The organism is Kribbella endophytica, from assembly GCF_054781295.1.
Map to the genome: position 1 here is coordinate 14,144 of NZ_BAAGUR010000006.1, position 26,382 is coordinate 40,525.

The following is a 26,382-nucleotide window of genomic DNA, read 5'->3' on the forward strand; positions in this document are numbered from 1 at the left end:
GGGCATGAAGCTGCTGCTGATCTCCGACACCCACCTGCCGGTCCGGGCGAAGAAGCTGCCGGAGCCGGTCTGGGACGCGGTCGACGTCGCCGACGTGGTGATCCACGCCGGCGACTGGGTGAACGTGGAGCTGCTGGACGAGCTGACCGAGCGGGCCAAGCGGCTGATCGGCTGCTGGGGCAACAACGACGGGCCGGAGCTGCGGAAGCGGCTGCCGGAGGTCGCCCGGGAGACTCTGGACGGGCTGCGAGTGGCCGTCGTACACGAGACTGGCAGCAAGCAGGGACGTGAGCTCCGGGCGGAGAAGGCCTACCCGGACGTGGATCTGCTCGTGTTCGGGCACAGTCACATCCCGTGGGACACGACGTCGCCGCGAGGGCTGCGGCTGCTCAACCCGGGATCACCGACGGACCGCCGGAGCCAGCCGTACCGCACCTACCAGACGGCCACGATCAGCTCGGGCCGCCTGGAAGATGTTGCCTTGCACAACCTTTAGACGTTGGCTGCTTCCTTGACCCGGGCCTTGAGCCGGTCACGAACCTCTTCGGGCGTGTACGAGCGACGCTTCCGCTCGCCCCGCGCGATCACCACACCGGTCGCCGCGACACCCACCAGGCCGGCGACTCCGAGCACCTTCCATACCTTCATGAGCACTAACCTAGCGATGTGGAGACGCGGATAACGCTGGACGACGCTACGGAACTGACACGAACAGGTGACATTTGGCTGTTCCGCGGGGAATCCGCGGCCGATCGGGCGATCCAGCTGACGACCAACAGCCCGGTCAACCATGTCGGTATGGCGATCGTGATCGAGGACCTGCCGCCGCTGATGTGGCACGCCGAGCTCGGCCGGTCGCTGCCTGACGTCTGGACCGGCAACCACCAGCGCGGCGTGCAGCTGCACGACCTGCGCGACGCGGTGACCACCTGGGCGCACAGGTACGGCCAGCGGGCCTGGCTGCGGCAGCTGGACCCCGTGGTGGGCCAGGAGATGGAGGACGCCGTACTGCGGGTTGTCGCGCGCCTGGACGGTACGCCGTTCCCGTCGACCGCCCGGCTGGCGTCGCGGTGGATCCGCGGGCGGGTGCCGGCGTTCCGGCGCGGGGACCGTGAGCTGGTGCTCGAGACGGCATACTGCGCGGAGGTGGTCGCGCTGACGTACGAGGAGATGGGGCTGCTGCCGGGTGGGCGACGGCCGAACTGGTACGACCCGGGGCGGTTCTGGAGCGGCGACGACCTGGATCTCGGGCTCGGGGCGACGCTCGGCGAGGAGATCGCGGTCGACGTACCGGCCTGAGAGCGGGTGGACCGGAATTGTCGGTGGGCTGTGATTGGCTGGTCGCAGTAGGAAACCACGGACCGATTCCGAGGAGGCGTCGCCGATGTATGCCGTCATCGACACCGAGACGACCGGCCTGCTGCCCGGGCACCGGCACCGGGTGATCGAGGTCGCCGTCGTGCTGCTGGACGCCGAGGGGCGGTTCGAGGACGAGTGGGTGACGCTGCTCAACCCGCAACGGGATCTCGGTCCGCAGCACATCCACGGGATCCTGACCGCCGACGTGCTGGCGGCGCCGGAGTTCGTCGACGTCGCGCGGCGGCTCGGTGAGCTGCTCGCCGGGCGGATGGTGGTGGGGCACAACGTCGAGTTCGATCTCGGGTTCCTTCGGGCGGAGTTCGCGCGGCTCGGGCACGTCGTACCGCTGATCACGGAGCGGTCGATGTGCACGATGGCGCTGGCCGGGTATCTGTTCCCGGGATCGCGGCGGACGCTCGGGGCGTGTTGCGCGGCGGCCGGGATCACCTTGGAGGGTTGGCATTCGGCGCTTGCGGACACCCGGGCGACGGCTGAGTTGTTCAGTGCTTACTTGAAGTCGTTCCCGTCGCCGCCGCCTTGGCAGTGGGCGTACGACGAGATCCGGGAGCTGCCGTGGCCGGAGCTGCCGGGGACGCATCGTGGGCCGACGGTGCGGCCGGTGCACGCGGGTGGGCGGCACGGGTGGATGAGTCGACTCGTCGATCAGTTGCCACGGGTTTCGGAGCCGCCGCAGGCTGACTCGTATCTCGCGGTGCTGGACACCTTGCTGGCGGATCGGGAGATCGATGCGGCGGGGGCTGATCTGTTGGTGCATGTGGCAACGGATCTGGGGCTGACTCGGTCCCAGGTTGATCTGTTGCACGGGGTTTATCTGGATGAGCTCGCCGCTGCTGTTTGGTTGGACAGCGAGATCAGCGACGAGCAGCGGGCGGATCTGGATCGGGTGGCGACGATGCTCGGGCGGCAGGCCGGCGACGTGGACGACGCATTGGTTGCTGCTAGCAACGGTCAGTACGTCGTACCGGCGCGGCCGGGGGCTGGTGGGTTTCCGCTGGGTAGCACGTTGGTGTTCACCGGGGACATGGTGGAGCCGCGGGAGGTGTGGTGGGACCGGGCGGTGGCGGCCGGGTTCAGTCCGCAGGAGGCGGTGCGCGCGGAGACGACGTTCGTGGTGGCGGCCGATGTGGACAGCTTGTCGTCGAAGGCTCGGGCGGCGCGGGAGTTCGGGGTGCCGATCATCGCGGTGGAGGCGTTTCGACGATTGCTGCCGGCTGAGGTGCTGCCCGCTGATGACGAGCGGAAGGCGGGGTGAATTAGGGTCGACGGCGTGGACAAAGCAGAGCTGGGGCGGCGGATCTACGAGGTGGCGCATCTGACCGGGGAGTTCACACTGCGGTCGGGGGTGACGACTGATCACTACTTCGACAAGTATCGCTTCGAGGCGGATCCGGTGCTGCTGGATGCTGTTGCGGAGGCGTTGGTTCCGTTGGTGCCGGCGGGGATCGAGGTGCTGGCCGGGCTGGAGATGGGTGGGATTCCGGTGGTGACCGCGCTGGGGCGGCATACCGGGTTGCCGTGTGCGTTCGTGCGGAAAGAGGCGAAGACGTACGGGACCTGCCGGTTGGCCGAGGGGGCTGAGATCGCTGGGCGGCGGGTGCTGGTGGTTGAGGACGTGGTGACGAGCGGCGGGCAGATCGTGCTGTCGACGCGGGAACTGCGGGCGCTGGGGGCGGATGTGCGCGAGGCGTTGTGCGTGATCGATCGGGAGCAGGGCGGGGCGGAAGCGTTGAAGGAGATCGACCTGGGGTTGATCTCGTTGCTGAAGGCTGCTGATTTGGGATAGTCACGTTGGGAGCCGGGAGCCGGGAGCCGGGAGCCGGGAGCCGGGAGCCGGGAGCCGGGAGCCGGGAGCCGGGAGCCGGAAGCCCGGAGCCCGGAAGCCCGGAGCCCGGAAGCCCGGAGCCGGAAGCCCGAGCCCGAAGCCCGAGCCCGAAGCCCGAGCCCGAAGCCCGAGCCCGAAGCCCGGAGCCCGGTCAGGGGTGCGCCGGTGGCGGGTGCGGATCAGGCGTGAGCCTCGGCGGGGTTGGCTGGGGGTGGCGTCTGGTCGTAGCGGGTTGCCTGGGCTGGGGTGACCGGGGCGAGGATTTGGCCTGTGGTGGGGGTTCCGAAGTAGCGGACTTGGGTGGGGTGGGTTGCTGCGTAGGCGGCGATGTAGGCGCAGACCACGCTGTCCAGGGCGTCTTCTACGCGTTTGAGGTCGGCCTTGCGGGTGGCTTGGGTGAGGGCCTGGCGGAGTTGTTGCCAGGCGGGGTTTGCCTTGACCTGCAGGGGTGGGGAGGCGTCGGCGAGGGACTCGACGTACTGGGCCAGGCGGAGCATTTCGGCGTACAGGTGCTCGAAGTCGCGGCCGGGTTTTGATTTGTACTGGAGGATTCGGGGGAGGTCGAAGAGGGTGACGATGGCGGGGTGGGGGTAGACCTCGGCGGCGCGCCTGGCGGCTGTGGGGTCGAGGCTGAGGCCGAGGGCTTCGATGAGGCGGAGGGCTCGGGAGCCGTTGGTGAAGCTGGCGTTCGTGGTGTTGGCGGCGTGGCAGGAGGCGCCGAAGCGGCCGTAGTACTGGGAGATCAGACGTTCGCAGGAGCGGTGGCCGGTCGCGTTGTTGACCACGATGGGGGCGTCGAACGCGACGAAGCACGGGCCGGCCGTCCATCGGCTCAGCCAGGTGAGGATTTCGTCGTCGGTTTGCTGGACGGTGACGTCCAGCAGGCAGCCGGACGCGTCAAGTACGGCCAGACCGGTGACGCCGCGTTGACCCCAGGCGAGGTCGACGCCGACGTACCGCACCGCACTCATCTCAACCTCACCGCACTCCGGTGAGGTGCCCGATCCACGCTGGACGGAGGGCGGAACGGGCGAGCTGGATTTCAGTCTTCCGGCTCTTCGCGTTCGATCTCGAAGCGGAGGCTCTTGCCGGAGCGGATGCGTTCTACCGCGGCGAGGCAGGCTTCGGGGCTCATGTGGACGCCGATCTCGCCGAGGCGGTTGCGCAGCACCAGGGCGGCGTCCTCGGCCGACCGGGCGCTCGACTCGTTGATCGCGTCGATCGTCGCGGTGGTCAGCTTCTCGCGGATGTCCGGGTGGACCTCGTGGATCTCGTGGGTGATTCTGAACTCCGACATCGCGACTTTCTCCTGTCCAGCGAGCCCGTGACCTGTGTCCAGCCTAGTTCCCCGGACTATTCTGGAGGGAGCATTCTGTCGCTCCCGTCGGTGCTACGCGAGTACCCGCGACACGAAACTCTCAAGCCTGTTGCCGAGTCGCTCGATTCGGACCTCGGGGCCGACGGTCTCGCCCTGGGGAACCTCGGGCTCGCGCAGGCCTCGTAGGTAGAGCGAGCAGGCCAGGTCGGCGCAGATGTAGGTGCCGACGGTGTTGCCGGCGCGTCCGGCTGGACCGGCGCGGCGGGCGGCGAAGAGCGAGACGTCGATGACCTTGTGCGCCGTGTGGCAGAGGTCGCACAGGCCGGTACCGCGGCGGGGCTTGCCGGTGGCGGCGGTGTTGAGCGCGATGCCGAGCACGCCGTCCTCACGCGGTACGACGAGGTAGGCGCGCGCCGGCGCCTTCGGGTCGCGCCAGCCGAGGAAGTCCAGCGACTCCCAGGGCAGTTCGCTCAGTTCGTGCGGCATCGTGACCGCCTTGACCTGGCTCTTGGTCGAGTTGACGAACGATCGCCGGATCTCGTCCGCGTTCAGCGCCTGCACCACAAACTCCTCACCATCGACCGGTTTCCCGACCTACTCAAACCCGCGGCGCACGGTCGCGGCAACCGAAATACGGCGCCAGGGCGTGACAGTGCGGTGGCGATCCGGCAACATGCGGACCGGGGGAGTGGACTTATCAACCTGGAGCTGGCACCATAAGAGGTACAAACTTCAACTAAGCGCCCCCGGAGGACACCAGTTATGAGCACGACCGACTACGCCACGCTCACCGGCGACTACACGATCGACACCGCGCACAGCCGTACCGGTTTCGTGGCCCGGCACGCGATGGTGACCAAGGTTCGTGGGTCGTTCAACGAGTGGGAGGGTTCGGCCCACATCGACGGCGAGAACCCGGCGAACTCCTCGGTCAAGGTGACGATCCAGGCCAAGAGCATCGACACCCGCAACAGCCAGCGCGACGACCACCTGCGCAGCAACGACTTCTTCGAGATGGACGAGCACCCGGAGATCACCTTCGTCTCGACCTCGGTCGCGGCCAAGGGCGACGACGTCTTCGCCGTCACCGGCGACCTGACCATCAAGTCGATCACCAAGCCGGTCACGATCGACTTCGAGTACACCGGTACGGCGACCGACCCGTTCGGCAACACCCGGGTCGGCTTCGACGGCGCGGTCACGATCAACCGCAAGGACTGGAACGTCACCTGGAACGCGGCCCTCGAGGGTGGCGGCGTCCTGGTCAGCGAGAAGGTCACCCTCGAGATCGAGGTCTCGGCGATCAAGAACGCCTGAGCACAGCAGCACTGCCGTCCGGCGAGCATCACGCCGTACGACGAGCAACCGGGGTCACCGCTGGTCGGTGGCCCCGGTTTCGTCTTTCACAACCGGTGCCACGTCGTTCGCAACCGGCGCCGGGTCTTTCACAACCGGCCCGCCTCTTCACAACCGGCGCCGCGGCTTTCACGGCGACGGTTTCTGATAGCCGGCACCCCGCGGAGTGTCGGGTTCGTCGCGGTGGGGTCACGATCGGCCTTCGGTGCGGGCGGGAAGGTTTTGCTGCCCCCGTGCACTGGAAAACTCCTGGCTGAGTGACGACCTAGGGCCAGGGGGTCCGCCGATGATCGACACCAGGCTCTACCGATGGTTCCTGCCGCTGATCGGGCGGCGCCGGCCGGTACGGCGTACGCCGGAGTCGTTCCGCCCGCGCGGGACGAGTTCGCGGGTCAGCCGGCTCGCGGCGCGGTACGACGCGGACGTGGACGAGGCGCTGCAACGGCTGTGGCCGAAGGCGCGGGTCTACCACGATCGCGAGTTCGCGCGGGACCGCGCCGACTTCCTGCTGGTGGTGCGCGGGCGGGGCGTGATGGTCGAGACGAAGGTGAAGAGCGATCCGGGGTTGTTCCGCGGGTCGACTCTGCCGCCGTTGCTCGACCGGTTGCAGCGGGACGGCAGGCGCCTGGTGGTCCTGCTGAACCAAGGCGACCCGACGCCGGCGCGGGAGTTGATCGCGGACAAGTTGGGTGACAAGGCGCGCATCGTCGTGTGGTCCGGCCCGGACCAGGACCGCGAGCTGCGCGACGCGGTCGAGGAGCTGATCGCCCAGGAGTCGCGGCACCCGCTCTAGCCATTCAGAGGTTGGGAAAAGCCGGCAGCGCGGAGAGGTGGACTCTCCGCGCTGTCGGCTGACTCCGGGGCGCGAGGTGTGCCCGAGGGCGGCGACCAGGAGTCGTGTTCTCCTCCGGCAAGGCCCGGAGGTTGCTTCAGGGGGTCAGCACTTGCGGGCTGTGGTGCTGCCGCCGCCGACCACCCAGCGGCCGTCGTGCTGCTCGACGCGCATCTCGTCGACCCAGCGGGTCGGCGACTTGGCCGGGATCATGCTGCGGCCTTTGGCGTCGACCGTGCGGGCCGCCTTCGTGTCGTAGCAGGCGCGGATGATCACACCCGACGCGGCGATCGTTCGCTTGGCCCAGACCACCTTGGTGGCGCCGGTGTTGCGCAGCTTGCGGGCGCGGTAGTACTTGGCCTGCTGGCTGTACGCCTTGTAGAGCTGCGGCGTCATCACCGGGACCAGCTGCTTGGTCGCCTTGCCGCCGCTCTTCATCATCGTGTCGAGCGCGGCGCGGTAGTCGTAGTACGCGTTGACGACCGGGTCGTCGGAGACCGGGACCGTCTCCGGCTGGGCCGCGCCGACCGGGACGTCGTCGTGCTTGGACGCCTTCTGGGCACCGGGGGACGAGGCGGCCACGTCGGCCGATTCGTTGGCGCCGCAACCGGCGAGCATCAGGACCGGGATCAGCGTGGCGGTCACCGCCAGGTCTCGAATGCGCATGGGACGAACCTCCTGTCGGGTGCCGCCGGGAGCGGACTGCCGCTACCACCGGCACTGTTCGTGTAACGCGGCGACACGGACCGTGGTCACTGTGACCTGGATCACATCAGACCCCGTACCGGGGTACTGGGAGCGCATTCGCTCCCTGGCCGGATGTGCCGGAGCCCGCGAATTTCTAGGCTCGATCTCGACTGCTGAGACCGAGGAGAGCGCTATGACGGACAACAGGACGAGCACAGTGAGTAGACAGGGCGGGCCGACGCGGCCGTTGATGGTCACCCATCGGGTGATCGCCGTAGCCCACGGACTGCTGGCGGTATTCCTCATCGGCCTCTGGGGGATCGCGGTGGTCCGGGGACCGTTCTTCGGCCTTGTCGAGCACGGACCGTTCGGACCGGAGACGTGGGGTGGACCGACGTTGACGGGAGCCTGGATCGTCCATGCCGCGGTGGCGGTTCCGGTGATCGTGCTGATTCCCCTTGCGCTGTGGGGAATGCGCAGACTGCACGCCACGATGACCCGTGGCCTGTACGGCGCGGCGCTCAGCTGGTGGGTCCGTCCGGTCGCAGTTCTGATCGCTGTCGCCGGAGCGGCGCTCTTCGTCGCCTGGGTCCGGCAGATCTAGGGTCGCCAGATGACGGGATGGCCGCGGGGCAGGTGGGCGTGGGTCGCCGGTGCCGGTACGGCGGCGCTGCTGGTCCTCACGACCATGGACCTGGGCCAGCACTACCAGCTCCCACTGGGTGCGGCGCTCGCACTGGGGGCCGCACGGGCGCTGACGATGGCACTGGCGTGGATCCGGCCCACCATCAGCCTGCCCGGTTCACTGGCAACAGCAGCCCTGACTGCAACGGTGAGCGTGCCGGTGAGTGCGGACGAGCCCTGGCCGTGGCCGGTGACGAGTGTGTTCGGGCACTCGATCGTGCTGGCGGTCGTCGCGGCACGGGGCGCGTCGCGCAAGACCGTGGCCGGCTGGTGGGTAGCGACTCAGCTGACAGGCGTCGTAGGGATGCTGCTGGCGCCCGAGCGCGGGTCTTGGGTCGGACTGCTCACCATGGCAGTCCTGTCACTCGTCGCTGTCGTCATCGGAGACCTCCAAAGATCGCGGGCCGAGGCGCGGCAGCAACTGGTGGAGCAGGAGGCGCTGACCGAGGCCGAGCGGGCCGAGCGGGCGCTGTGGCAGGAGCGGGCGCGGATCGCTCGGGAGCTGCACGACGTGGTGGCGCACCACTTGTCGGTGGTCGTCGTCCGGGCGGACAGTGCGCCGCACCGGTTGCAGGCGCTGCCGGAGGAGGTGCGTACCGAATTCGCCGGGATTGCTGAGGAGGCGCGGTCGTCGCTGACCGAGATGCGGCGGGTGCTGCGGTTGTTGCGGGACGAGCCGGGGGAGCTGGAGCTGGAGCCGCAGCCGGGGCTGGAGGATCTGCCGGGGCTGGTCGCCAAGGCTCGGCAGGCGGGCGCGTCGATCGAGCTGGACGCGACGACAGAGGGAGTGGATCCGGCTGTGGGGCTGACGGCGTACAGAGTGGTGCAGGAGAGCATCAGCAACGCCGTACGGCATGCGCCGGGTGCGCAGATCACAGTGGCAGTACGACAGCACCAAGGCGAGCTGCGGGTCACGGTGTCCAACACCAGAGGCAGCAGCACGACCAAGAGCGGTGCAGGGCAAGGGCTGCTGGGCATGCGGGAGCGGGTGAGCCTGGTGGATGGGACTGTGAGAGCCGAGAGCACGCCGGACGGCGGGTTCGTGGTGGAGGCGGTTGTGCCGGTGCGGGTCCGATGATCAGGGTGATGGTGGTGGACGATCAGGAGATCGTTCGCGCCGGGTTCAGCGCGTTGCTGGGGTCGCAGGACGATCTCGAGATCGTCGGCCAGGCCGGGGACGGCGCCGAGGCGATCGAGGTTGCGCAGAAGGTCAAGCCGGACGTCATTCTGATGGACGTACGGATGCCTGTGCTGGATGGGATCGCGGCAACCCGGCAGATCCTGGACACACAGGGCGAAGCTCCGCGGGTGATCGTGCTGACGACCTTCGACCTCGACGAGTACGTGTACGACGCACTCCGCGCCGGTGCCAGCGGCTTCCTCCTCAAGCACGCCTCACCCGACGAGCTGGCCGCCGCGGTCCGCATCGTTGCCGCAGGCGACGCGTTGCTCGCCCCGTCGATCACCCGCCGCCTGGTCGAGGACTTCGCCAAGGCCCGCCCGGTCCTCAAACCAGCCGACGCGACCCTCACCCCGCGCGAGACCGACGTACTGCGACTGATCGCCAAAGGCCTGTCGAACCGCGAGATCGCCACCGATCTCGTCCTCGCCGAGCAGACCGTGAAGTCGCACGTGAGCCGCATCCTGACCAAGCTGGATCTGAGAGACCGGGCGCAAGCTGTTGTCTACGCGTACGAGGCCGGCGTCGTCGCACCCGGCCCGACGCGCTGAGAGGCGGAGAGCATGGACGGGTTGGAACGACTCAGGGCCTTGTGCCTGGCGTTGCCGGAGGTGACCGAGCGGCTGAGCCACGGTGAGCCGACCTGGTTCATCCGGGACAAGAAGACGTTCGTCATGTTCGCGAACCAGCACCACGACGACCGGATCGGCTTCTGGTGCGCGGCTCCCGAGGGCGCTCAGCAGGAGCTGCTCACGACCGACCCGGATCATTTCTTCCGTCCGCCGTACGTCGGTCATCGCGGCTGGCTCGGCGTCTACCTCGACGTCGACGATGCCGACTGGGACCACCTCGCCGAGCTCGTGCGCGACGCCTACCGCCAGGTCGCGCCCAAGTCGCTGGCGGCGCTAGTCGACTAGTTCCGCAGACGTCTGCGGAAGCATGGCGAGCTTGGTCGACCACAGCTCAGCGGCCTCCGGAGAGGACCAGGCCCAGGACCGGATCTGCGCCGCGCTGCGACGTCCGAAGATGGCACGGAACAGCTCGTACGTGTCGACGCTGACCTCGGCGGCCGGCCCGTCGGAGTCGAACCAATACGTGCCGTCGGGGGTGTGAACGGCGAGCCCTGTAGAAGCTCCGTCGAACATCCAGTCGAGGGTGGCCAGCCAGGCTTCGCGCGACGGCCGCGGGATGCCGAGAGCACCGCACAGGTCGGCTTCGTGGACGGAAGCATCGGCGTACGGGTTGCAGACCAGTGGATGTGACGTCGTACCGCTGGTGATCAGCTGCTCCAGCAACACACTGGACGCAGACCACTCAGCCAGTACGGCGGCCGCCGGCAACCGTCGGCGCGGATCGACCTGGCGAGCGGTCCACGGCGGGAAAGGTGCGCCGTCGAGGTTGCCCTGGACGAAGTCGGTGGCCACGCCGGTCAGATGCGCGAGCAGGTCGTGCACAGTCCAGTCCGGACAGGCCGGCACGACGCGGTCGAGGTCGGCGGCCGAGAAGGTGCGGGCCGCCGCCAGGATGCGGTCGCGGCTGGCGGCGTACAAGGTGGCGCTGGTGCTCGGGTCCATCGGTGGCCTCCTTTCTGAGCATGACGCACGAGTGGCCCCGGAATCGACAACGTAAAGCAGGGTTGGGTTCCACCGATAGGGTGGCGCGGTGAGTGAGACTGAGGTCCAGGTCCGCGGGATCGCGGACAAGCTGGCGATCGGCCTGTCGTTCGGGAGCTCGGCGGCGGTGATGGTGCTGGAGCTGGTGTCGCTGCGGCTGGTCGCGCCGTACCTCGGGCTGACGCTGGAGACGAACACCGCGATCATCGGTGTCGCGCTGGCAGCGATCGCGACGGGCGCCGCGCTCGGCGGCCGGTTCGCCGACTCGGTGCCGCCGACGAAGACGCTCGGACCGCTGATCCTGTTCGGCGGTGCGTTGGTGCTGCTGGTGCTGCCGGTCGTGCGCTGGACGGGCGAAGCGGTCCGCGGTGGCGGCGAGAACGCGGTGTTCCTCGCGGTCGCCGTCGCGATGTTCGTCCCGGCGTCGTTGCTCGCGGCGGTGACGCCGATGGTGACCAAGCTCCGGCTGTCGACGCTGACCCAGACCGGCACGGTGGTCGGCCGGCTGTCGGCGTACGCGACGGTGGGCGGGATCTTCGGGACCGTGCTGACCGGGTTCGTGTTCGTGGCCAAGGTGCCGACGAGCGTGATCGTGCTCTGCCTCGGCGGGCTGCTCGTGCTGACCGGCGCGGTGCTGACGATCTTCCTGCGCGGTTTCCAGGCGGCGGCCCGGCCGCTGATCCTCGCGCTGATCGGCGGTGGACTCACGCTGGTCGCGCCGCGGCCGTGCGAGGTCGAGACGGCCTACCACTGCGCCCGCATCGAGTCCGATCCCAACCGCGCGAGCGGCCGGATCCTGTACCTCGACCAGCTACGGCACTCGTACGTCGACCTCGAGGACCCGACCTACCTCCAGTTCGAGTACATCAAAGACTTCGCGGACCTGATCGACACCGAGTTCCCCGCCGGTCAGCCGATCGACGCGCTGCACGTCGGCGGCGGCGGACTGACGATGCCGCGCTGGCTGACCGCGACCCGGCCGGGTTCGCACAACAAGGTGTACGAGATCGACCCGGGCGTGATCGCGCTGGACAAGGCCGAGCTCGGCGCGAAGGCAGGCCCGGAGCTCGACCTGCAGATCCGTGACGGGCGGCTCGGCGTACGGTCCGAGCCGACCGACAGCCGCGACCTGGTGATCATGGACGCGTTCGGCGGCGTCGCCGTGCCGTGGCACCTGACCACCCGCGAGATCGTTGCGGACGTCCACCGCGTCCTGCGGCCGGGCGGGCTCTACACGGCCAACATCATCGACTTCGGCCCGCAGAACTTCCTCAAGGCGGAGGTCCGGACGGTCGCCGAGGAGTTCAAGAACGTCGCGGTGATCTCGACCGGGTCCGCGCTGGCGGGGGAGCAGGGCGGCAACTTCGTGCTGGTCGCCTCCGACGACGAGCTGCCGATCGCGGCGCTGCAGACCAAGCTGGGCGCTCGCGCCGGCGTACTGGCCGGAGCTGACGACGTACGCCGGTTCGTCGGCGACGCCCCGCTGCTGACCGACGACTTCGCGCCGGTCGACCAGCTGCTGACACCGTTCCCGAGCTGAGACGAGCTGACCGGAACTTGGGCATCCGTGGTCCGGAGTTGTGCTCCGCGCCCCGGGCTTGTTGCATGTGCACATGCACCCACGCGCAGGTCAGCCCGCTCAGCCCGAGGATCTCGTCGACGTCGACGCGCTGCTCGCGGCGTACGACGGGATCACCCCGGACGTCGACAACCCCGCCCAGAAGGTCGTCTTCGGTACGTCGGGCCACCGCGGCTCGAGCCTGGACGGCGCCTTCAACGAGGCCCACATCCTGGCGATCACGCAGGCGATCTGCGAGTACCGCGCCGGTGAGGGCACCAGCGGTCCGCTCCTGGTCGGCCGGGACAGCCACGGTCTGTCCGAGCCCGCTTGGCGGACCGTCCTCGAGGTCCTCGCGGGCAACGGCGTGCAGACCCTGGTCGACAGCGCCGACCGGCTGACCCCGACGCCCGCGGTGTCGCACGCGATCCTGCGGTTGAACCAGGGCGCCGGCGCGGGCGCGGACGGCATCGTGATCACGCCGTCGCACAACCCGCCGCGCGACGGCGGCATCAAGTACAACCCGCCGCACGGCGGCCCGGCCGACTCCGACGCGACCGGCTGGATCGCCGCCCGCGCCAACGAACTGATCGCCGGCGGCAACCGCGAGGTTCGCCGTACGCCGTTCGCGCAGGCGCGGAGCCAGGCCGGGGACTACGACTTCCTCGGCCACTACGTCGACGACCTGCCGTCGGTGATCAACCTGGACGCGATCCGTTCCTCCGGGCTGCGGATCGGCGCCGACCCGCTCGGCGGGGCGAGCGTCGACTACTGGGCCGCGATCGGTGAGCGCCACGGCCTCGACCTGACCGTGGTGAACCCGCGGGTCGACCCGGCCTGGTCGTTCATGACGCTCGACCACGACGGCAAGATCCGGATGGACTGCTCCTCGCCGTACGCGATGGCCTCGCTGGTCGCGCAGAAGGACCGGTACGACCTCGCGACCGGCAACGACGCGGACGCCGACCGGCACGGCGTCGTCACGCCGGACGCCGGCCTGATGAACCCGAACCACTACCTCGCGGCGGCGATCTCCTACCTGTTCGCGAACCGCGAGTGGGGTCCGGACGTCGCCGTCGGCAAGACGCTGGTCTCGTCGTCGCTGATCGACCGCGTGGTCGCGGATCTGGGCCGGCGGCTGTGGGAGGTGCCGGTCGGGTTCAAGTGGTTCGTACCGGGACTGATCGACGGGTCGGTCGGCTTCGGCGGCGAGGAGTCGGCGGGCGCGAGCTTCCTGCGGTTCGACGGCAGCGTCTGGACGACGGACAAGGACGGGATCCTGCTCGCGCTGCTGGCCAGCGAGATCACCGCGGTGACCGGCGAGACGCCGTCGCAGGCGCACGCCAAGCTGGTCGAGCGGTTCGGCGCTTCGGCGTACTCGCGGGTGGATGCGCCGGCGACCCGGGAGCAGAAGGCGAAGCTCGCGGCGCTGTCGGCCGATGCCGTCACGGCGACCGAGCTGGCCGGCGAGCCGATCCTCGACCGGCTGACCAGTGCGCCGGGCAACGGCGCGGCGGTCGGCGGTCTGAAGGTGACGACCGAGTCCGCGTGGTTCGCGGCCCGGCCGTCGGGGACCGAGGACCTGTACAAGATCTACGGCGAGTCGTTCAAGGGCGCCGAGCACCTGGACGAGGTGTTCGTCCAGGCTCGCGAGGTCGTCTCCAACGCCCTCGGCGGCTAACGGACGAAGGCGTCCACCAACCGGTCCAGGTCCGTGGCGGGGCTCGACGTCAGCCCGCTGTGGATCGGACCGGGGTGGACGACCGTACTGCGGGGAGCCGCGAGCCACCGGAAGCGTTCACCGATCCTCGTCTGCGCGGCCGGTCCGCCCACCGGGTCGCCCGCGCAGATCGCCCGGATGTGCTCCAGCGACGCGCACACCACGTCGACGTCCACGGCCGGATCGAGCGAGCGCAGCCGGGCCGGGTCGACGTCCCACGCGGCGCCGAGGAAGTCCATCCCGCGGCAGTAGATCACCGCGCCGACGTTGACGAACTCGCCCCGGTGGATGCGCGGCGCGGCGCGCAGGATCACGTAGTCGAAGGGCACCAGGTCGCCCGACTCGAGCGCGGGATCGGTCATCGGGCACCACCCGGCAGCCAGGCGGACCGGTCGGCCAGCCGCGCGGTCAGGTGCCCGAGGTAGCGCTCGCGGTCGCCCTCGGCGATCCACTCGTCCGGGACCAGCGCGATCACCTCGGTCAGCAGCTCCGGCGTGATCTCGGCCGCCAGGGCCGCGTCGATCGCCGGTACGGCGGGAGCGTCGTCGCGGAAGACGTGGTCGGTCGCGTCGTACGGGAGGGCAGCGAAGCGCTCGGCCGACATCCAGGAATGGTGGAAGTACAGGGCCGCGCCGTGGTCGATCAACCAGAGTTCCTTGTGCCAGACGAGCAGGTTGGGGTTGCGCCAGGAGCGGTCCACGTTGGCGATGAACGCGTCCAGCCAGAGGATCCGCGCCCGCATCGGGGCTTCCGGCGTACCGCTGGATCCGTCGTAGCCGAACGAGCCGGGCAGGAAGTCGACCGCGAGGTTGAGCCCGGCGCTGCGGACCAGCAGGTCCTGGATCTCCTCGTCCGGCTCGGACTTGCCGATCGCCGGGTCGAGCCGGCAGAGCTTGAGCTCCGGGATCCGCAGACCGAGGCGGCGGAACAGCTCGCCGGCGATGATCTCGGCGACCAGCGCCTTCGGGCCCTGGCCGGCGCCCTGGAACTTCAGCACGTAGGTCCCGAGATCGTTGCCTTCGACAACACCCGGCAGCGATCCGCCCTCGCGCAACGGCAGCACGTAGCGGGTGGCGGTGACGGTCGGCAGACTCACCCGGCAGAGCCTAGAGGTCGGTTTCCACGGGAGTGGCGTCGGGTACCGACTCGGGATGAAACATCCGTCCATGGGCGTCGAAGAAGAGTTGCTGCTGGTTTCCGCCACCGGTCAGCCGCTGCCGCAGAGCAAGGCGGTCGCCGACGGCACCGAGGGGATCGACGTCGAGCTGGAGCTGACCCGCGCGCAGGTGGAGACCAACTCGCCGGTCTGCGACACCGCCGACGAATTGCACGAACAGCTCACCGCGATGCGGAAGAAGCTGGCCGTCTCGGCCGCCGAACAGGGCGGCCGGTTGCTGGCCGTAGCGGCGCCTCCGACCGGTGAGGCCGCGCACCTGGTCACGCGCAAGCCGCGGTACCAGGAGATGGAGGAGCGGTACGGGCTGCTCGCGCAGGAGCAGGCCGTCTGCGGCTGCCACGTGCACATCGACGTACCGGACAAGGAAGCGGCGGTCCGGGTCAGCAATCACCTGCGCCCGTGGCTGCCGTCGTTGCTCGCGCTGAGCGCCAACTCGGCGGTCTACTTGGGCCACGACACCGGGTTCGCGAGCTGGCGGTGGATCATGTGGTCGCGCTGGCCGTGCGTCGGGCAGCCGCCGTACTTCGAGTCGGCCGAGCACTACGACCGGCTGGTCCAGACCTATCTCGCGTCCGGCAGCATCATGGACGAGCGGATGGTCTACTGGGACGTCCGGCCGTCGTCGCACCTGCCGACGGTCGAGGTGCGGGTCAGCGACGTACCGCTGACCGTCGACGAGACCGTGTTGCACGCGACGCTGGTCCGCGCGCTGGTGATGACCGCGCTGGACGACGGCGGCCTAGGGCCCGAGCTGCAGCCGGAGCTGCTGCGCGCGGCGTACTGGCTGGCCGCCAAGGACGGGCTGACCGGCAACAACCTCGACGTACGACGTGCCGAGGTGCTGCCGATCCGGCAGGTTCTGCAGCTGATGATCGACCACGCCCGACCGGCATTGGAGCAGCTGGGCGAGGTCGAACGCGTGGAGACAACCGTCGACCGTTTGCTCCGCGAGGGCAACGGCGCAATGAAGCAGCGCGAGGCCTTCCGTGAGGGCGACGACCTGATCGCCCTCACGGCAGCCGCGCCCTAGTTCCTGAGGAAGTCCTCGAGGCCGTGCAGGTCGTCGGTGTTGAGGTGGTCGACGCCGGCGGCCGCGAGCTCGGCCCAGAGGGCGTCGCGGGCCGCGCCGCGGGTGTCGGGCGTTTCCCAGAAGCGGACGCGGTAGCCGGCCCGGTGAGCGGTGGTGACGATCTGGCGGAGCTTCTCGCGCTCGGCGACCGGGAAGGAGCCGACGCCCTGCCAGGTGAAGTTGTTGTTCCAGTTGTCGCTGACCAGCGGCATCAGGGACGCGGGCATCTTCGAGTTCAGGTCGGACAGGCGGCCGTCGTACCCGGCGTACCGGACCTTCTGCGCCTTCAGTACGTCGAGCGGCCGGTTGCCGCTGATCACCGCGGTGACCGGGCCTCGGAAGGTGCGGCCGCCGGCGAAGATCGTGCTGATCCCGCGGTACTTGCGCAGCGCGGCGTCGATCGCGGCGTACGTCGTCGGGCCGTCGCTCTTGATGTCGATCAGCAGCTGGAAGTCGCGCCCGCGCTGGTAGACCTCACCGTGGTTGGCGCGGATCCGGTCGGCCAGCGGCTTCAGGTACAGGCTCTCCAGCGTGCGACCCGGTACGGCGTCGTCCAGGTCGTGCGCGACCCGCAGCTCGCCGTCGATCAGCCAGACGTCGGCCTCGACCGAGTTGAACCCGCGGTCCAGCGCGTCCTGCAGCGGACGCCGGTGCTCGTAGTCGTTGTGCGCGTGCGCCGACGCCAGCGGCCGGATCGCCGGAGCGTCGTACGCCTTCGGCAGCCGGAAGCCGTTGTCCCGCGCGACCTGGCGCAGGCGGTCCGGGTAGTCGGAGATGATCCCGTCGACGCCCTTGTCGATCAGCGACTCCATCGTCGCCGGGTCGTCGACGGTCCACGGCACGACCTTCATCCCGGCCTGGTGCGCGGACTTGACCATCGCCTCGGTCACGTACGGCCTGTACGACGGGTCGCCGACCTTGCCGTCCTGCGGGAACCCGTGCACCGGGGAGATCGCGCTCGCGCCGAACGACTTGGTCGCCTTGACCAGGTCGCCGCCGAAGTCGTCGATGTCGATTCCGCCCAGCCACGGCGACTTGCCGGGCTGACCGGTCTGCAGGAAGTCGTAGTTGGTCAGCGCGACCAGCGGCAGCTCGGGCGCGACCTGGCGCATCCGCATCAGCGAGCCCCAGTCGAAGCTCTGGATCGTCACCTGCCGGGCGATCCGCGCCTTGCGGATCTCCTGGGTGACGACCTGGACGAACTGCTCGCGCGGTGCCGTCTCGGTCGGTGCGCCGGCCTCGACCTTGGTCTCGATGTTCAGCTTCACGTCGTTGGCGCGGAAGCGGTGGACGAGCGCGAACACCTCGCGCAGCTCCGGCATCCGGGCGCCGGGGTCGGGCGTCTGGCCCGGGAAGCCGGCCTGGGGGAGTGAACCGCAGTCGAGCTGGCGGACCTGGTTGAACGTCAGCGTGTTGATGTACTTGCCGACGTACGGGTACTCGGGATCGCCCGCGGTGTACGGCGCGGTGTCCTTGCACTTGGAGCCGGTGATCTTGCGGTCGTGGGTGACGACGGCGTGGCCGTCCTCGGTGATCTGGACGTCCAGCTCGAGGGTGCTGACTCCGGTCTCGAGGCCGCGGGTGAACGACGCGATGGTGGACTCGACGGTGAGTCCGAGGCCACCGCGGTGGGCCTGCAGGTCGAGCTCGCGGCCGCGGTACGCGGACGCCTCGACGGTGACCAGGCCCTGGCCGAGCAGGGCGGCGGTGAGGGCGAGCGGGAGCAGCGCGCGGGGGAGGCGGCGCATGAGGGGTTCCTGTTCGTCGGCGGAGGGTGTGCGGGGGCGATGCTTCAGGGCGCAGGGGTACCCGGTGCCACCCGAAGGTAACCAACGAAAGGCCGAAGGGTAACCGCCTGGCGCCGGTTACTTACCGTACGGAGCCGCAGCGCGACGTCAGAGCCAGCCGCGGTGGGCGGCGTGGTAGCCGAGCTGCAGCCGGGTGTCGGCCGACACCATGTCCATCAGCGCGCGGACCCGGCGCTGGACCGTCCGCATCGACAGGCCGAGCTGGTTCGCCGCCGCTTGATCGGTCAGTCCCGCGAGCAACAACCCGAGGATTCGCGCGTCGATCTCCGGCAGCCCGTCAGCGGTCGGACTCTCCTCGACGACGCCCTCACTGCCGAACACCAGCGGAATCGCCTCCCGCCAGACCCGGTCGAACAGCGCCAGCAGCCCGTCGAGCATCCCGCTGCTGTGCACGATCAAGGCCCCGATGTCCCGGTGCGAGCCCGACAGCAGCGGGACCAGCGCGATCCGCCGGTCCACGATCAGCATCCGGATCGGCAGCTCGGGCACCACGCGGACCTCCTCGCCGGCCCGCAACGAGTCCGCGGCGGCCGGGAAGAAGCCGGGCCGGTCGAAGGAGTTGCGCTCGATCACCACGCGATACCGCACACCTCGGTTGACGGCCGCGTCCTCCGCGGTGTTCTCCTCCGCGGCGACGGCCGCGATCTCTGCCTTGACGAACCCGAGCACCTCCTCGCGCGCCGACATCTGCAGCTGGGTGAACCGCTGACCGACCGCCTTGGCACCCCGTACGACGTCCACCACGTCGCCGACCGACCGCTCGGTGTCGGTACCGCGGTAGATCTCGGCGAGCGACTCGATCTCCCGCTGCGCCCGCCGGAGCTCCTCCTCGCGCTGCACGGCCAGCGCCGCGAGCGCCACCGAAGGCGGCGAGGCGACGTACCGGCCGGTGCCGCTGCTGGACCGGGCAGCCAGGCCGCTGCTCTCCAGTGCGGCCAGCGAGCGGGCAGCTTCGACCGGGAGACAGCCGAGCCGCGCGGCCAGTTCGCGGGCGTCGTACGACGGCACCTCGACCAGCGCGCGGTAGGCGAGTTCTTCGGCGTCTTCGAGTCCGAGCACGTCGAGCACGATGCCTCCCTGATCACTCCCGTACGGCGGCCGGATGCTGGCGGGTTCCCGAATTGTCGCAATCCTGCCAGGTCATGCCGCGAATCCGGTGGCGGTTTTGCGATGAACTGACGGCCGACATCGCCCTGCCCCCGAAGGTGGTCCCCCCGATGCTTTCCCGCTTCCTGGTCGGCGCAGCCGTCACCTCGCTGCTCGCCACCGCCCTCGTTCCCGCCGCGGCCACCCCGGGCGCGGACCCTCCTCCTGGCCTCCCACTCGGCGTCGACAGCGCCAAGGTCGTCACGCTGCTCACCGGCGACAAGGTCCAGCTCAGTCCGGCCGGCAGCGGCCGGAGCAACATCCGCTTCGTGCCCGCCGATCCGTCCGCAAGCGGGTACGAGACGAGGACGGTCGGCAAGGACCTGTACGTCGTCCCCGACAGCGCCGCGAAGCTCGTCCAGAGCGGCAAGGTGGACGGCGCGCTGTTCAACGTGAGCGGTCTGATCCGCCAGGGCTTCGACGACGCCAGCACCGACCGTGTGCCGGTCATCACGACGTACAAGTCGACCCTGCGGTCCCAGCCGGCGGTGCCGACCGGCTCCGAGCGCACCCGGTCCCTGCCGTCGGTCAGCGCCTCCGCGCTGCGGACCGAGAAGACCCAGGCCCGCGAGACCTGGCGAGCGCTCACGTCGCCCACCGATCCGGCCGGACGGGAGCTGGACAAGATCTGGCTGGACGCGAAGGTCACCAAGACCCTCGACGAGAGCGTCCCGTACGTCGGTGCGCCGCAGGCCTGGCGTGCCGGGTTCGACGGCGCGGGCACGACGGTCGCCGTACTGGACTCCGGCGTGGACGCCGAGCACCCGGACCTCGCCGGTGCCGTCCGGGCCCAGAAGAACTTCACCGACAGCCCCGACGTCGCCGACCACGACGGGCACGGCACGCACACCTCGTCCACGGTCGCCGGACGCGGTACGGCGTCAGGCGGCCGCAACAAGGGCGTCGCGCCGGGCGCCGAGCTGCTCTCCGGCAAGGTGCTCAACGACTCCGGCAGCGGAGACCTGTCCTGGATCATCGCCGGGATGGAGTGGGCCGTCGCCGAGGGCGCCGACGTGATCAGCATGAGCATCGGGACCTCCGAGCCCGTCGACTGCACCGACCCGATGGCCGAGGCCGTCGACCGGATCAGCGCCGCGTCCGGCGTCCTGTTCGTCGTCGCGGCGGGCAACCTGTACGGCCCGTCCGAGACGATCACGAGCCCGGGCTGTGCCGCGTCCGCGCTGACCGTCGCCGCGACCGACCTGACCTCGACGACCGCCGACTTCTCCAGTCGCGGTCCCGTGATGAGCAACCACGCGGTGAAGCCGGACATCGCCGCGCCTGGGGTGGACATCACCGCGGCGCGAGCCGGTGGACGCGGCGACACGGCGTACACCGACATGAGCGGTACGTCGATGGCGACGCCGCACGTCGCCGGTGCCGCCGCAATCCTCAAGCAGCAGCACCCCACGTGGACCGGTCAGCAGCTGAAGGCCGCGCTGCAGAGCAGCGTCCGGTCGGCCTCGACCACCGGCGTCTACGACCAGGGCGCCGGCGAACTGAACGTCGCCAACGCCGTCGCGCAGCAGGTGATCGGACCGGGCACGACCGACCTCGGCACGTTCGCCTGGCCGCACAAGCCGTCGGAGAAGGTCACCAAGCCGTTGACCTACACCAACTCCGGCACGACGCCGGTCACCCTTCGGTTCTCCGCCGACGTCCGCGGCAACAACGGCAAGCCGTTGCCTCGGTCGGCCGTTCAGCTCGGCGTCACCACCCTGAAGGTCCCGGCGGGCAAGTCGGCCGCGCTGCCGCTCAAGATCGACCCGTCGGTCAAGCTCGACCACGGCCTGTACGGCGCGGTCAGCGCGCGGATTGTTGCTACCAGCAACGATGGACGGACCACCGTCACCCCGGTCGGGTTCTACCTCGAGCCGCAGCACGTCGACGTCACCGTCAAGCTGATCGACCGCAACGGCAAACCCGCGTCGTCGATCACCTCGCTCGACGTCTTCGATCTGGACAGCATCGCCGCGCAGCGGATCGGGTTCGAGGGTGCTGACCAGACCCTGCACCTGCGCGCCGGCAGCTACTCGCTGGCCGCGATCGTCGCGACCGAGGGCGCGGACGGACAGATCGAGTCCTACGCCTTCCTCGGCGACCCCGAGCTGAAGCTGACGAAGAACAGCACGATCACGTACGACGCCCGCAAGGCGGTCCAGACCAAGGTCACGACCGAACGGCCGAGCGAGCGCCGCGGGGGAAGCCTCACCTACGGGCGGGTGGTCGACGGCTGGGTCCTGTCCAGCAGCCGCAACATCTTCCCGACGGTCAAGGCCGTCTACCTCGCCGACACCGGTACCAAGGCCAAGCGCGGCACCTTCGAGGTCGTCGAGGGCTGGCAGCTGGAGTCACCCGACTGGGCGCCTTCGCCGTACCTCTACAGCCTCGCCTTCACGCACGCGGGGCAGGTCAAGGGCGGCACCACCCACAAGGTCAAGGACCGCGGGCTGGCCTCGATCGACGCGACCTACTACACGCCGGGCAAGAACTACACCTACTCCGAGTACGTCGACGTCTGGCGTCCGTGGAGCCTGAACCTGATCCCGACCGGTGAGCGGGGCCAGGTGGCCGCGCCGAACCGGGTCGAGCACCTGGTCACGGCGGAGAAGAACACCAAGGTGAGCCAGATGGTCGGGCACTCCGACGCCATGGCCTGGCCGTTCGCGACGCTGATGATGTCGTCGGCGAAGGCGTACAAGCCGGGCAGCCGGCAGCAGGAGAGCTGGTATAAGGCGGGGCTGCGACCCGGGATGCTGCACAACCAGGTGACCGGGCAGACCGTCGCACCGGCGGCGCGGAACGGCAACACGGTCTGGAGCAACTTCCCGACCTGGTCCGACACCGAGCCGGGGCATTTCTCGATGGGAGGCTTCCTCGACCAAGGTGCCACCGAACTGCTCGCGGACGGTGTCTCGCTCGGCGACTACCAGTGGTTCGGGCAGGGGAACTGGGACGTCCCGGCGCAGGCGGCCGACCTGGAACTGGTCTACCAGCTGAACCGGTGGCAGCGCGGCGCGTTCTCCTGGGAGTCGCCGACCGACACCGAGACGCGCTGGCGGTTCAGGTCGTCGGCGGCTGACTCCGGCAAGCCGCTGCCGCTGCTGTGGCCCGACTACGACCTGAACGTCGACGCGAACGACCGGGCGCCGAAGGTGGCGGCCTACCCGATCTCGATCACGGTCGGCGCGGGGGAGTGGTACCAGCCGGGGCGGATCACTTCGGCGAAGGTCTGGGCGTCGTACGACGACGGCGTGACCTGGGTGGAGGTGCCGGTGAAGAACAACGGCAAGAAGGTGACGGCGACGGTCGACAACACGCTCGCGACCGGGTTCGTCAGCCTGAAGACCGAGGTCACCGATGCCGGTGGCAAGAGCGTCACGCAGGTGCTGAAGCGTTTCTACGGAATTCGCTAGAAATGAGAGCCGGGCGCCCCTGATGGGGCGCCCGGCGTCTCGAAGATTGTGGTGCCGGACCGGGAAGCGCCTCACGGCGCGTGGCCGCTCGTAGCGGCTATATTTGGGACCCGGGGCTACCGCGGCCCGACACCTTCATCATTGTAGCCGGTGCCCAAACGCCTTGTCCTGTTGAGCTTTCCGGCCCCGAATCGCTTAGCACCAACCCCGGATCTGTGCAAGTGTCGTGGCCGAACTGCCAGGCAACTACCAGAGTTGACCGGCACGCTCCGTGCGCGCCGCGGTCGCCAGCTGGTCGGCCATCTCGACCAGCTTCGACGCCGACCGGACCTGGTCGTGCCCGTCGTCGGCCAGGTGGGCGCGGCCGGTCGCGACGATCCGGGCGAACGCCGCCGCGCGGTCCAGCGTGGTCGCGAAGTCGCCGGTCGCGACACCCCGCAGTACGGCGTCGACCATCGCCCGCACCTCGTCCGGGCCGGGCGGGTCGGCGACACCGGCCACTACCGCGTGCACCTCGGCGTACGCGCGACCGGTCGAGTACTCCCGGGCGACGTCCTCGGCGCTCGAGTGCACCCAGGAGCGCAGCACGTAGAGCCGCCAGAGCGTGCCCGGCAGGGAGTCGGCGGGCGCGTCGGACCAGAGGTCGGCCAGCTCGTCCAGACCGTAGTCGTCGGCGAGCTTGACCACCCGCGCGACCACCTCCGCGTCCTCGCTCGACCGGGCTCCCCGGACCAGCAGCTCGGCGGTCCGGTGGGCCACCTCGGCCACCTTCGCCGGGTCGGCCGCCGCACCGGGCAGCGACTCGAACAGCTGGTTACCCGGCAGGATCGGCCGGCGCGGAGTAGGAACGGTCACGCAGCCATGATCCCCGACGCCACCGACGGTCGCATGCCGACCCGGCCGAGTCAGTACAGTCGGATGCATGGCAGCTCCTCAGCGTGGGCGACTGGCGAAGAACCTCGTGAAGTACGGCGTGCGGTACGGGCCGATGGCGTTCGAGGCGGTCAAGCACGGGCGGGAGCCGGCCCAGCAGGCGATCCAGGCCGCGCTGGCGAAGCGGTCCGCGCGGAAGAAGGCGGTCGAGCACGCGCTCACCGTGCGGGACGGGTCGCTGCTCAAGGTGATCAAGGACGGCTCGGCGATCTTCTTCGTGTTCAGCGGCGACGCGATCGTCACGACGTACCCGCCGGTGCCGCAGGCGACGTACCCGGAGCTGCTCCGGCACGCCGATCTGGACCGGCGCGAGCAGGCCGCCGTGCTGGCCGCGCAGCGGGCCAAGCTCACCGACCGGCTGCCGAAGCCCCGCCGCCGTCGGTGAGCTTTTGACAAAGGCGTAACACGGCGGACCCGGCCCGGTCACACCTCCCGCGCACAGTGGAGAGCACGATCCACGAGGGAGGGCGTCCGCATGCTCTGGAAGATCAGGACCGAACTCGCCGACCGGCCGGGTGCACTGGCCGAACTCGCTGCACGGTGTGGTGCGGACGACATCAACATCCTCAGCCTGGAGGTCTTCACCGCCGAGAGCGGAGCCGTCGACGAGCTGGTGGTCTCCACCGGCGTCGGCTGGACCGCTGACGACCTGGCCGCCCTCACTGTCGAGGCCGGCTGCGTCCGTACGACGGTCAGTCCGTGCCAGGCCGACGTACTGAGTGACGCCCCGACCAGGTACCTGCGGGCCGTGCTGCGCCTCATCGACGACCCGCTGGCGGTCGACGAGGAGCTGGAGGCGCTGCAGGGGTTCGGCGAGTACACGCCGGCCGAGTGGGCCCGCGCCGACGTACTGGTCGAGATCGCCGGCCGCCTGTCCGCCCAGTACGCCGAAGAGGTGCAGGACGCGCCCCGGCCCGGCGACGGCGCCGTACCGGACCTGCGGCGGGCGACTGTCGAGGACGCCGAGGCAGTGGTCGCCATGCACGACAGGTGCTCGTACGAGAGCCGCACCCGGCGCTACCACGTCCCCATGCCGCGGCTGACCGCCCGCACCGCTCGCCACCTGTCCGCTCCGGCCGGAGGGGTGTCGGTCGTCGCGGTGGTCGACGGTGCCGTGATCGGCATGGCCACGGCCGCGCCGTGGGACGAGCTGGACGGTTCGGCGATGGAGATCGCCGTACTGGTCGAAGACGGTTGGCAGGGGCAAGGACTGGGGTCGCAGCTGCTGCGCCACGTGATCCGTGAGTCGCGGCTGCTCGGCGCCGACCGGGTGGTCTGCATGGTCCAGCCGGACAACGCCGCGATGCTCCGGACGGTCGAGGGCCTGCGGATGCGGACGCGCGTCGTACCGGACGGCGACAGCCTGATGGTGGCCATCGCGCTGTCCGACCAGAGCCTGTCGCATTCCGTGGATCGGGGGCCGGTGCCCTATCGTCAGACCCGTGCCATCCCTGCCCACCGGTCGCAACCCGCACGGTCTACTGGTCAACCTGCCCGCGAGCACGCGCTCGCCGGTCCTGGAGCTGTTCCGTCGGCTCCTGATCGCGGTGGGGCTGCTGACCGTGATGGTGCTGATCGTGGTGGTCGACCGTGACGGCTACAAGGACACCTACGACGGCCGCGTCGACCTGATCGACAGCATCTACTACGCGACGGTGACGCTGACCACCACCGGGTACGGCGACATCACTCCGGTGACGCCCGCCGCCCGGCTGGTCAACGCGTTCATCGTGACGCCGCTGCGCATCTCGTTCCTGGTGGTCCTGGTCGGCACGACCCTGGAAGTCCTGGCGAACGAGGGCCGTCGCATCATGCGCGACTCGCGGTGGAGGAAGCACATGAAGGACCACGTTGTCGTCGTCGGCTACGGCACGAAGGGCCGTTCGGCCGTGCAGACCCTGCTGAGCAACGGCGTCAAGCGCGAGGACATCGTCGTCATCGACCCGCGCGCCCAGGCGATCGGGGACGCGGGCAACGATCAGATGGCCGCCTTCCACGGCGACGCCACCAACCGCACGGTCCTGCGGCGGGCGGAGGTGTCGGTCGCCCGCGAGGTGATCGTGACGACCGACCGCGACGACTCCGCCGTACTGGTCACGCTGGCGGTCCGGCAGCTCAACCCGGATGCCCACATCGTGGTCGCGGTCCGCGAGGAGGACAACGTCCCGCTGCTGCGCCAGAGCGGCGCGGACGCCGTCGTCACGTCGTCCGAAGCTGTTGGTCGGCTGCTCGGTCTGTCCGCGGTGAGCCCGAACCTCGGCGAGGTGATGGAGGACCTGCTCACGTACGGCGAAGGCCTCGAGGTCGCCGAACGCCCGGTCCTCGGCCGCGAGGTCGGCAAGGCGCCGTCGTCGGTCCCCGATCGCGTCGTCTCGGTCGTCCGGGACGGCAAGGTCCACCGGTACTACGACTCGAACGTCTCGGTCCTCGCCGCCGGCGACAAGCTCATCGTCGTACGCCCCGCGAAGGAAACCCCCTGGGCCGAACGCCCAGGCGCCGACGACCAGGACGAGTAACCCGCCGAGCCGATGGCCCAGCCAACGGGCGGGCCCGGGCGGGAAGCGAGACCTCGGACAAGAAGCGGGGACCTCGGACAGGCTATTTCCTGTCCGAGGTCCCCATTTTCTGTTCACGCTCACGGGGCGGCGACGGGAGCGGGCGGTCGCGGAAGGTGCGGACCAGG

At 69.7% G+C, this 26,382-nt stretch carries 28 protein-coding genes; 17 read left to right on the forward strand and 11 right to left on the reverse strand.

From position 1 onward, the window contains the following. Positions 1-4 precede the first annotated feature (4 nt). On the forward strand, positions 5-496 hold the full coding sequence (locus tag ACYVIO_RS38035; protein ID WP_460655853.1) for a metallophosphoesterase family protein: 492 nt from the start codon (positions 5-7) through the stop codon (positions 494-496). Here the strand turns inward: ACYVIO_RS38035 and ACYVIO_RS38040 are convergent. Beyond that, positions 493-648 carry a hypothetical protein gene (locus ACYVIO_RS38040; RefSeq protein WP_460655854.1) on the reverse strand — a complete coding sequence of 52 codons (156 nt, stop codon included), beginning with the start codon at positions 646-648 and terminating at the stop codon, positions 493-495. The genes ACYVIO_RS38035 and ACYVIO_RS38040 overlap by 4 nt on opposite strands. A gap of 150 nt (positions 649-798) precedes the next feature. Here ACYVIO_RS38040 and ACYVIO_RS38045 point away from each other — a divergent pair, with 150 nt between their 5' ends. The 3 genes from ACYVIO_RS38045 to pyrE all read left to right on the forward strand — a co-directional run bounded on the left by ACYVIO_RS38045 (position 799) and on the right by pyrE (position 3,163). Further along, positions 799-1,299, forward strand: coding sequence for a hypothetical protein (locus tag ACYVIO_RS38045; protein ID WP_460655855.1), 501 nt, complete (start codon positions 799-801; stop codon positions 1,297-1,299). Positions 1,300-1,384: 85 nt separating this feature from the next. Continuing rightward, complete coding sequence (locus ACYVIO_RS38050) at positions 1,385-2,632, forward strand: exonuclease domain-containing protein (RefSeq protein WP_460655856.1); 1,248 nt, start codon at positions 1,385-1,387, stop codon at positions 2,630-2,632. A 15-nt stretch (positions 2,633-2,647) separates the two neighbouring features. Then, a complete protein-coding gene (gene pyrE / locus ACYVIO_RS38055) occupies positions 2,648-3,163 on the forward strand; it encodes an orotate phosphoribosyltransferase (protein ID WP_460655857.1) in 516 nt (171 codons plus the stop codon). A 218-nt stretch (positions 3,164-3,381) separates the two neighbouring features. Here pyrE and ACYVIO_RS38060 read toward each other — a convergent pair whose 3' ends face one another. The 3 genes from ACYVIO_RS38060 to ACYVIO_RS38070 all read right to left on the reverse strand — a co-directional run bounded on the left by ACYVIO_RS38060 (position 3,382) and on the right by ACYVIO_RS38070 (position 5,081). Further along, positions 3,382-4,173, reverse strand: a complete 792-nt coding sequence (locus ACYVIO_RS38060; protein WP_460655858.1) for a DUF429 domain-containing protein — start codon at positions 4,171-4,173, stop codon at positions 3,382-3,384. A gap of 71 nt (positions 4,174-4,244) precedes the next feature. Next, positions 4,245-4,499, reverse strand: coding sequence for a hypothetical protein (locus ACYVIO_RS38065; RefSeq protein WP_460655859.1), 255 nt, complete (start codon positions 4,497-4,499; stop codon positions 4,245-4,247). A gap of 93 nt (positions 4,500-4,592) precedes the next feature. Then, positions 4,593-5,081, reverse strand: coding sequence for an FBP domain-containing protein (locus ACYVIO_RS38070; protein WP_460655860.1), 489 nt, complete (start codon positions 5,079-5,081; stop codon positions 4,593-4,595). 201 nt (positions 5,082-5,282) lie between these two features. Here ACYVIO_RS38070 and ACYVIO_RS38075 point away from each other — a divergent pair, with 201 nt between their 5' ends. Both ACYVIO_RS38075 and ACYVIO_RS38080 read left to right on the forward strand, forming a co-directional pair. After that, positions 5,283-5,837, forward strand: coding sequence for a YceI family protein (locus ACYVIO_RS38075; protein WP_460655861.1), 555 nt, complete (start codon positions 5,283-5,285; stop codon positions 5,835-5,837). A gap of 325 nt (positions 5,838-6,162) precedes the next feature. Then, on the forward strand, positions 6,163-6,669 hold the full coding sequence (locus ACYVIO_RS38080) for a hypothetical protein (protein WP_460655862.1): 507 nt from the start codon (positions 6,163-6,165) through the stop codon (positions 6,667-6,669). Between the two features lie 144 nt (positions 6,670-6,813). Here the strand turns inward: ACYVIO_RS38080 and ACYVIO_RS38085 are convergent, their stop codons facing one another. Beyond that, positions 6,814-7,374, reverse strand: a complete 561-nt coding sequence (locus ACYVIO_RS38085) for a hypothetical protein (protein ID WP_460655863.1) — start codon at positions 7,372-7,374, stop codon at positions 6,814-6,816. Between the two features lie 238 nt (positions 7,375-7,612). On the opposite strand from ACYVIO_RS38085, the gene ACYVIO_RS38090 reads away from it, so the two are divergent. The 4 genes from ACYVIO_RS38090 to ACYVIO_RS38105 are packed head-to-tail and all read left to right on the forward strand — an operon-like array spanning position 7,613 to position 10,176. Continuing rightward, positions 7,613-7,999: a hypothetical protein gene (locus ACYVIO_RS38090; RefSeq protein WP_460655864.1), complete on the forward strand. Its 387-nt coding sequence runs from the start codon at positions 7,613-7,615 to the stop codon at positions 7,997-7,999. Between the two features lie 9 nt (positions 8,000-8,008). Continuing rightward, complete coding sequence (locus tag ACYVIO_RS38095) at positions 8,009-9,157, forward strand: sensor histidine kinase (RefSeq protein ID WP_460655865.1); 1,149 nt, start codon at positions 8,009-8,011, stop codon at positions 9,155-9,157. Positions 9,158-9,165: 8 nt separating this feature from the next. Then, positions 9,166-9,810 carry a response regulator gene (locus ACYVIO_RS38100; RefSeq protein WP_460655866.1) on the forward strand — a complete coding sequence of 215 codons (645 nt, stop codon included), beginning with the start codon at positions 9,166-9,168 and terminating at the stop codon, positions 9,808-9,810. Between the two features lie 12 nt (positions 9,811-9,822). Next, complete coding sequence (locus ACYVIO_RS38105) at positions 9,823-10,176, forward strand: MmcQ/YjbR family DNA-binding protein (protein WP_460655867.1); 354 nt, start codon at positions 9,823-9,825, stop codon at positions 10,174-10,176. On the opposite strand, the gene ACYVIO_RS38110 is transcribed toward ACYVIO_RS38105, so the two are convergent. After that, complete coding sequence (locus tag ACYVIO_RS38110) at positions 10,165-10,833, reverse strand: maleylpyruvate isomerase family mycothiol-dependent enzyme (protein WP_460655868.1); 669 nt, start codon at positions 10,831-10,833, stop codon at positions 10,165-10,167. The genes ACYVIO_RS38105 and ACYVIO_RS38110 overlap by 12 nt on opposite strands. Before the next feature lie 88 nt (positions 10,834-10,921). Between ACYVIO_RS38110 and ACYVIO_RS38115 the strand changes: the two genes are divergently transcribed. Together ACYVIO_RS38115 and pgm are read left to right on the forward strand one after the other, a co-directional pair. Then, positions 10,922-12,412, forward strand: coding sequence for a fused MFS/spermidine synthase (locus ACYVIO_RS38115; RefSeq protein ID WP_460655869.1), 1,491 nt, complete (start codon positions 10,922-10,924; stop codon positions 12,410-12,412). Positions 12,413-12,485: 73 nt separating this feature from the next. Continuing rightward, positions 12,486-14,111 carry a phosphoglucomutase (alpha-D-glucose-1,6-bisphosphate-dependent) gene (gene pgm, locus ACYVIO_RS38120; RefSeq protein ID WP_460655870.1) on the forward strand — a complete coding sequence of 542 codons (1,626 nt, stop codon included), beginning with the start codon at positions 12,486-12,488 and terminating at the stop codon, positions 14,109-14,111. Here pgm and ACYVIO_RS38125 read toward each other — a convergent pair. Both ACYVIO_RS38125 and ACYVIO_RS38130 read right to left on the reverse strand, forming a co-directional pair. Continuing rightward, the gene (locus ACYVIO_RS38125) at positions 14,108-14,512 is read right to left on the reverse strand and encodes a DUF3037 domain-containing protein (protein WP_460655871.1); all 405 of its coding nucleotides are present in this window, start codon (positions 14,510-14,512) and stop codon (positions 14,108-14,110) included. The two genes, pgm and ACYVIO_RS38125, sit on opposite strands and share 4 nt — an antisense overlap. Next, on the reverse strand, positions 14,509-15,246 hold the full coding sequence (locus ACYVIO_RS38130) for a HipA family kinase (protein ID WP_460655872.1): 738 nt from the start codon (positions 15,244-15,246) through the stop codon (positions 14,509-14,511). The genes ACYVIO_RS38125 and ACYVIO_RS38130 overlap by 4 nt, the downstream gene beginning before the upstream one ends. A 55-nt stretch (positions 15,247-15,301) precedes the next feature. Between ACYVIO_RS38130 and ACYVIO_RS38135 the strand changes: the two genes are divergently transcribed. Beyond that, the gene (locus ACYVIO_RS38135) at positions 15,302-16,357 is read left to right on the forward strand and encodes a carboxylate-amine ligase (protein ID WP_460655873.1); all 1,056 of its coding nucleotides are present in this window, start codon (positions 15,302-15,304) and stop codon (positions 16,355-16,357) included. Here the strand turns inward: ACYVIO_RS38135 and ACYVIO_RS38140 are convergent. Next, positions 16,354-18,144 carry a glycerophosphodiester phosphodiesterase family protein gene (locus tag ACYVIO_RS38140; RefSeq protein WP_460655874.1) on the reverse strand — a complete coding sequence of 597 codons (1,791 nt, stop codon included), beginning with the start codon at positions 18,142-18,144 and terminating at the stop codon, positions 16,354-16,356. The genes ACYVIO_RS38135 and ACYVIO_RS38140 overlap by 4 nt on opposite strands. A 147-nt stretch (positions 18,145-18,291) precedes the next feature. Further along, entirely contained in the window at positions 18,292-19,272 is a 981-nt protein-coding gene (locus ACYVIO_RS38145) for a helix-turn-helix domain-containing protein (RefSeq protein ID WP_460655875.1), read from the reverse strand. A gap of 149 nt (positions 19,273-19,421) precedes the next feature. Between ACYVIO_RS38145 and ACYVIO_RS38150 the strand changes: the two genes are divergently transcribed. Continuing rightward, entirely contained in the window at positions 19,422-22,766 is a 3,345-nt protein-coding gene (locus ACYVIO_RS38150) for a S8 family peptidase (RefSeq protein ID WP_460655876.1), read from the forward strand. Between the two features lie 246 nt (positions 22,767-23,012). On the opposite strand, the gene ACYVIO_RS38155 is transcribed toward ACYVIO_RS38150, so the two are convergent. Beyond that, positions 23,013-23,690 (reverse strand): hypothetical protein, encoded by a 678-nt coding sequence (locus ACYVIO_RS38155; protein ID WP_460655877.1) that lies wholly within the window; start codon positions 23,688-23,690, stop codon positions 23,013-23,015. Here ACYVIO_RS38155 and ACYVIO_RS38160 point away from each other — a divergent pair. From ACYVIO_RS38160 to ACYVIO_RS38170, 3 genes are all read left to right on the forward strand, one after another. After that, a complete protein-coding gene (locus tag ACYVIO_RS38160; protein WP_460655878.1) occupies positions 23,689-24,084 on the forward strand; it encodes a hypothetical protein in 396 nt (131 codons plus the stop codon). The two genes, ACYVIO_RS38155 and ACYVIO_RS38160, sit on opposite strands and share 2 nt — an antisense overlap. A gap of 90 nt (positions 24,085-24,174) precedes the next feature. Beyond that, positions 24,175-25,293 carry a GNAT family N-acetyltransferase gene (locus tag ACYVIO_RS38165; protein WP_460655879.1) on the forward strand — a complete coding sequence of 373 codons (1,119 nt, stop codon included), beginning with the start codon at positions 24,175-24,177 and terminating at the stop codon, positions 25,291-25,293. Further along, positions 25,265-26,215, forward strand: a complete 951-nt coding sequence (locus tag ACYVIO_RS38170; RefSeq protein WP_460656184.1) for a potassium channel family protein — start codon at positions 25,265-25,267, stop codon at positions 26,213-26,215. Before ACYVIO_RS38165 ends, ACYVIO_RS38170 begins: the two co-directional genes overlap by 29 nt. Positions 26,216-26,382 lie beyond the last annotated feature (167 nt).